General features: G+C 74.4%; 5 protein-coding genes. 3 read left to right on the forward strand and 2 right to left on the reverse strand.

All coding sequences use genetic code 11. From position 1 onward, the window contains the following. Positions 1–205: 205 nt before the first annotated feature. A complete protein-coding gene (locus ACFUEL_RS34620; protein WP_380241364.1) occupies positions 206–1,858 on the forward strand; it encodes an RICIN domain-containing protein in 1,653 nt (550 codons plus the stop codon). A gap of 10 nt (positions 1,859–1,868) precedes the next feature. Here ACFUEL_RS34620 and ACFUEL_RS34625 read toward each other — a convergent pair whose 3' ends face one another. Beyond that, on the reverse strand, positions 1,869–2,447 hold the full coding sequence (locus tag ACFUEL_RS34625) for a DUF4291 domain-containing protein (RefSeq protein ID WP_380241366.1): 579 nt from the start codon (positions 2,445–2,447) through the stop codon (positions 1,869–1,871). Between the two features lie 321 nt (positions 2,448–2,768). Between ACFUEL_RS34625 and ACFUEL_RS34630 the strand changes: the two genes are divergently transcribed. Then, the gene (locus ACFUEL_RS34630; RefSeq protein ID WP_380241368.1) at positions 2,769–3,707 is read left to right on the forward strand and encodes an N-acetylglucosamine kinase; all 939 of its coding nucleotides are present in this window, start codon (positions 2,769–2,771) and stop codon (positions 3,705–3,707) included. Between the two features lie 8 nt (positions 3,708–3,715). Here the strand turns inward: ACFUEL_RS34630 and ACFUEL_RS34635 are convergent, their stop codons facing one another. Beyond that, positions 3,716–4,201, reverse strand: coding sequence for an ATP-binding protein (locus ACFUEL_RS34635; RefSeq protein WP_380241370.1), 486 nt, complete (start codon positions 4,199–4,201; stop codon positions 3,716–3,718). Positions 4,202–4,370: 169 nt separating this feature from the next. On the opposite strand from ACFUEL_RS34635, the gene ACFUEL_RS34640 reads away from it, so the two are divergent. After that, positions 4,371–5,129 carry a GntR family transcriptional regulator gene (locus tag ACFUEL_RS34640; protein ID WP_380241372.1) on the forward strand — a complete coding sequence of 253 codons (759 nt, stop codon included), beginning with the start codon at positions 4,371–4,373 and terminating at the stop codon, positions 5,127–5,129. Positions 5,130–5,169: the final 40 nt, after the last annotated feature.

Genomic DNA, 5,169 nt, shown 5'->3' on the forward strand with positions numbered 1-5,169 from the left:
CTCCTGGCGAGGTGCGGGCGGCGGCTCGTCCGCGTTCCGGGGCCGTCCGCTGACTGGGCGTCAATCTGCCGCGAGTCTTGTTGTGTTACCTGTCAGTACCTAGCATGTGAGCCTGCCTCATGTTCTCCGGGCCTCCCGGTCCGGTCCCGTGCTCCGCGCCGCCCGGCAGCCGCCGGGCGATCCCCCACCCCGCAAGGAGTCATGAGTGTCCAGGTCACCGCGCGGCGCCGCCCGCCGCCGCCCACCCGCCCTGCTCGCCGCCGCCGCCATGCTCGCCGCGCTCGGCCTCGGTGCCGGACCGGCCGCCGCCGGCGCCCACGCGGCGTCCGGCAGCCCGGACCGGCCCGCCGCGATCGTCGCGCTCGGCGACAGCGCGATCTCCGGCGAGGGCGCCGGCACCGACACCGGCGACGACTACGTCCCCGGCACCGACACCCCCACCAACTACTGCCACCGCTCCACCAAGTCCGAGATCTTCGTGACCCGGCTGCCCGGCGTCACCCCGATCGACCTCGCCTGCTCCGGCGCCCAGACCGGCGACCTGGTCAGCGACCCCGAGCTGGCGAAGACCACCGGCCCCGGCAGCGGCGACTTCGGCGAGCCCAAGCAGGACGTCCAACTCGCCTCCGTCGCACGGCAGTACGACGTCAAGATGGTCGTCGTCACGATCGGCGCCAACGACGACTTCGAGTTCGCGAACATCATGATGGACTGCCTCGCCCAGTACTTCCCGATCCCGCAGTCCAAGGGCTGCCGCGACACCATCGGCAGCGCCGAGATCACCCGCCGCGCCGCCGGGGTCAAGCCCAAGGTCACCGCCGCGCTCACGAGCATCCGCAACACCATGCGGGCGGCCGGCTACTCCGACGACTCCTACCAGCTGGTCTACCAGTCGTACTTCAACCCGATCACCCCCGACATCCGGCGCAACGACTACGCCGGCAAGGTCGCCGACGGCTGCCCCGCCTTCCCCGAGGACCTCGCCTGGGGACACAACTGGGTCGTCCCCACCCTCAGCGACGCCCTGCGCGAAGCCGCCGCCGCCGTCCCCGGCGTGCGCTACCTCGACCAGCGCCGGGTCGCCTTCGGCCACGAGGTCTGCGCCGAGTGGACCAGCTCCCCGTACGAGTACACCAACGGCGACGTGATCGACCTCTCCGAGACCACCCGCAACGGCTGCGACACCCCGATCGCCATCCCCGGCCTGTGCATGAACAACGTCCGCCAGTCGTACCACCTGCGGGTCGCCGGGTACGCCGCCGAGGCCGCCTGCCTGCGGCAGTTCTACCAGCAGGCCGCGCTCGGCCAGGCGTTCTGCTCGCTCAATCAGCAGGACGGCACCTCGATCACCCCGCTCACCCCCGGCGCCCCCTTCCCCGACGGGCCCGAGGACGGCGCCTGGTACCAGCTCACCAACCGGGCCGACGGCAAGGTGCTCGACCTCTCCGGCGGCGGCAGCTACGGCGACGCCACCAACGGCCGCACCGCCCTCACCTATCCCGCCACCGGCGGCCTCAACCAGTCCTTCGTGTTCGAGGCCAAGGCCGGCGGCAGCTACGAACTCGACTTCAGCGGCAACCGCGACATGTGCCTCGACGCCGCCGGCGCCTCCACCGCGCCCGGCACCAAGATCGAGCAGTGGCGCTGCAACGGCGGCGGCAACCAGCGCTGGCTGCTCGAGCCCGTCGGCGACGGCAGCTACACCCTCGCCGACTCCCAGGCCCCCACCATGCTGGCCACCGCCACCACCCGCACCGACGGCCAGGGCAACGCCCTCGTCCAGCTCGCCGCCGCCGACGGCTCCGCCGCCCAGCACTGGCAGCTCACCAAGCTCGGCACCGTCTACCTGCACGGCTGACCCCGACGGCTCAGGAGCCCCCCAGCCGGACGGCCGCACCCGCAGGCACCGGGTACGGCCGCTCCGGCGGCAGCAGACCCGGATCCCGCGCCCCGTGCAACTCGCGGGCCAGCGGCGTCAGGTCCTCGATCCGCACCAGCCACTCGCCGAGGTAGCGCTCCACCAGCGAGCCGCTCAACCCCAGCTGCAACGAACGGTGCCCCAGCGGCCGCAGATCCAGATCCCGCTCCGGATCCCACTGCACCCGGGCCTCGGCGCGCCGCAACTCCCGCTGCCACTGCGCCCTCGACGCGTGCACCCCCCGCTCGTACCCGCTCAGCACCGCCGCCTCCAACGCGGCGTCGAACCCCGCCCGCCGGAGCACCACCCCCAGCACCCGCTCCTGCCCCTCGCTCCGCGCCCAGTCACTGCGGTACATCAACCACCGGAACGACGGCTTCACCCACGTCATCCGCCCCGGGTCGAACGCCGCCGGGAACCGCCCCTCCGCGACGGCCGGCTCCGCGATCTCCGGCCGGAACGCCTGGTAGACCGTCACGGTCTCCTCGTCGTAGCGCGCCCGGACCTGCCGCTTCGGTATCTGCTCCATCCGGCCATGCTCCCACCGGCGAAGGGGAGCACCACCAGCGGCTCGGCAAGAACGGCGGGAGGGCCCCGACAGGGGCTCGGGGAACGGCGAGGCCCGGTCTGCGGGCGGTTCACTGCCGTGGCGCGCATCGGCTTCGGGTTCTGTTTACGGCACGCAGCAGCACGGACCTTCGATGGGCTCCGGCCACCAGCAGCACGGCCCCGCCGTTCCCCGGGCCCCTGATTTCGCCTCCCGCCGTTCTCACCCGGGCCCCTGGTGGTGCACCCCGCCGTTCCCACCGGGCCCGAATAGCATGGCGGCCTCTCTGCCAGGAGGTGCGCGGTGTTGGTGCTCGGGTTGGACGTCGGGGGGAGCAGTACGCGGGTACTGGTCGCGGAGTTGGACGGGCGGGTGGTCGGGCGGGCGCGCGGGGGCGGGGGGAACCCGGTCGCGCACGGGGTGGAGGCCGCGGCGGAGGAGATCGGGGGCGCGGTGCGGGCCGCGCTGGCCGGGGTGGATCCGGGGCGGGTCGCGGCGGGGGTGCTCGGGCTCGCGGGCGGGCTGGTGGTGCGGCCGGACTTCGGCCCGCTGTGGGACTCGCTCGGGCTGGGCGCGCACCCGGTGCTGGTGAGCGACGTCCTGCTGGCGCACGCCGCGGGCAGTTCCGCGCCGGACGGGCACGTGGTGCTCAGCGGGACGGGCGGGATGGCCGCCGAGGTCCGCGACCACGAGCTGCGCCGCACCGCGGACGGGCACGGCTGGCTGCTGGGCGACCGCGGTTCGGGCGTCTGGCTCGGCCGGGAGGCCGTCGCGGCCGCCCTCACCGCCATCGACCGGGGCGCGCCGCTCACCGGTCTGGACGCGGCGGTCGCCGGGGCGCTGGCCGGCCCGGACGGCCTGGGCGAGGACCCGCGTTCGACGCTGATCGCCGCCGTCCACGCGCAGGCCCCGGCCCGGCTGGCCCGGCTCGCCCCCGTCGTCCTGGAGCAGGCGGGCCTCGGAGACCCGGCGGCGCTGACCCTGGTGGCCCGGGCCGCCGACCACCTGGTCGACACGCTCTCCCTGCTCCGCGCGCGGGGTTCCGCCCTGCCGATCGTGCTGGCCGGGGGCCTGCTCAGCCCCCCGACCCTGCTCGCCGCCCGGCTGTGCCCGCTGCTGGCGGCCCGCTGGCCCGCCGCCCCGCTGCGCCCGGCCGGCGACGGCGCGGGCGCGGCGGCCTGGCTGGCGGCGCGCTCGCTGGGCGCCGGGACGGTGGAGCTGCACCGCGCGCTGACGGCCTGACACCCCGGTCAGTGGCAGGTCATCGCCCAGGGGGCGACCCCGCCGCGCGGGGCGCCGTGCGGCGGGGGGTCGTCGGCGGCCGGGCGGGCGGCGGCGCCGGGGAGGGCGATCTCGGCCCAGACCCACTTGCCGCCGCGCTTGCGGACCACGCCGTGGGCGAGGGCGAGTTCGGCGACCAGCAGCAGGCCGCGGCCGGATTCGGCGTCCTCGTCGGGGTGGGCGGGGGCGGTGGGGAGGACGGGGGAGGAGTCGTAGACCTCGATGACGGCGCGGTGGTGCAGCGGGTCGGCGTGCACGCCGACGGTGACGGCGTCCCCGGTGGCGTGGCGGACGGCGTTGCCGAGGAGTTCGGAGGTGACGAGGTCGAGGGTGAAGCGGGTGTCCTCGTCGAGGGGGGTGTTCCAGGCGGTGAGGAGGTCGCGGACCCGGCGGCGTCCGGCGGCGACGGTGGCGGGCTCGCGGGGCAGTGAGAACCATCGACGGTGGACGGACACGGCAGGCTCCTCACGCGGTTCCACCCGAAGGGCAGAGAATCGGCAGCCGATATGAGGGTATGTCAGATCCCAACATCTCTAGACAAGCTGAAATCTCTAGAGATGTCAATGCGTCAAGGCCCGCCCCTGCGTAGGATGTCTAGAGAAGAGGGGAAGGAAGTCCGCCGCCATGACCAGTCGCCCACGCGCCGCGCAGCCCAAGTACCAGCGGATCGCCGAGGACCTCAAGCGCGAGATCGACGCCGGCCGCTACCGCCCCGGCGACCGGCTCCCCGGCGAGAACGACCTGATGGCGACGTACGGCGTGGCCAGGATGACCGCCCGGCAGGCGCTCGGCGTGCTCCAGTCCGAGGGGATGGCGGAGGCCCGCCGGGGCGTGGGCGTGTTCGTCCGGGAGTTCCGGCCGATACGGCGCCGGGGCATCCAGCGCCTCTCCGACCGGACGTGGGGCGGCGGGGCCTCGGTCTGGTCGGCCGACATAGCCTCCCGCGAGCTGACGGTGGACCAGCTGAGCGTCACCGAGCGGGAGGCGCCCGAGCAGATCGCCGCCGTGCTGGGCCTCAAGGGCGGCGAACCGGCCTGCGTGCGCAGCCGCCGCTTCGTGCTGGACGGCAAACCGGTGCTGCTCTCCGACTCGTACCTGCCGGCCGCGCTGGTGGCGGGCAGCCGGATCACCGACCCGGACACCGGCCCCGGCGGCACGTACGCCCGGCTCGCCGAGCTCGGCCACAAGCCGGTGCACTTCCAGGAGCGGATCCGCTCCCGGATGCCCGCGGGGGACGAGGCGGAGCGGCTGGCCCTGGTGCCCGGCACGCCGGTGTTCCTGCTGCACCGGATCGCGTTCGCCGAGGACGGGCAGGCGGTCGAGGTCAACGAGATGGTGCTCGACTCGGCCTCGTACATCCTGGAGTACGACTTCGACGCCTGAGTGCGGCGGGCCCGCGGTTGTCCACAGACCTGTGGACAAC

This window comes from Kitasatospora sp. NPDC057198 (assembly GCF_042670125.1).
GTDB lineage: Bacteria > Actinomycetota > Actinomycetes > Streptomycetales > Streptomycetaceae > Kitasatospora.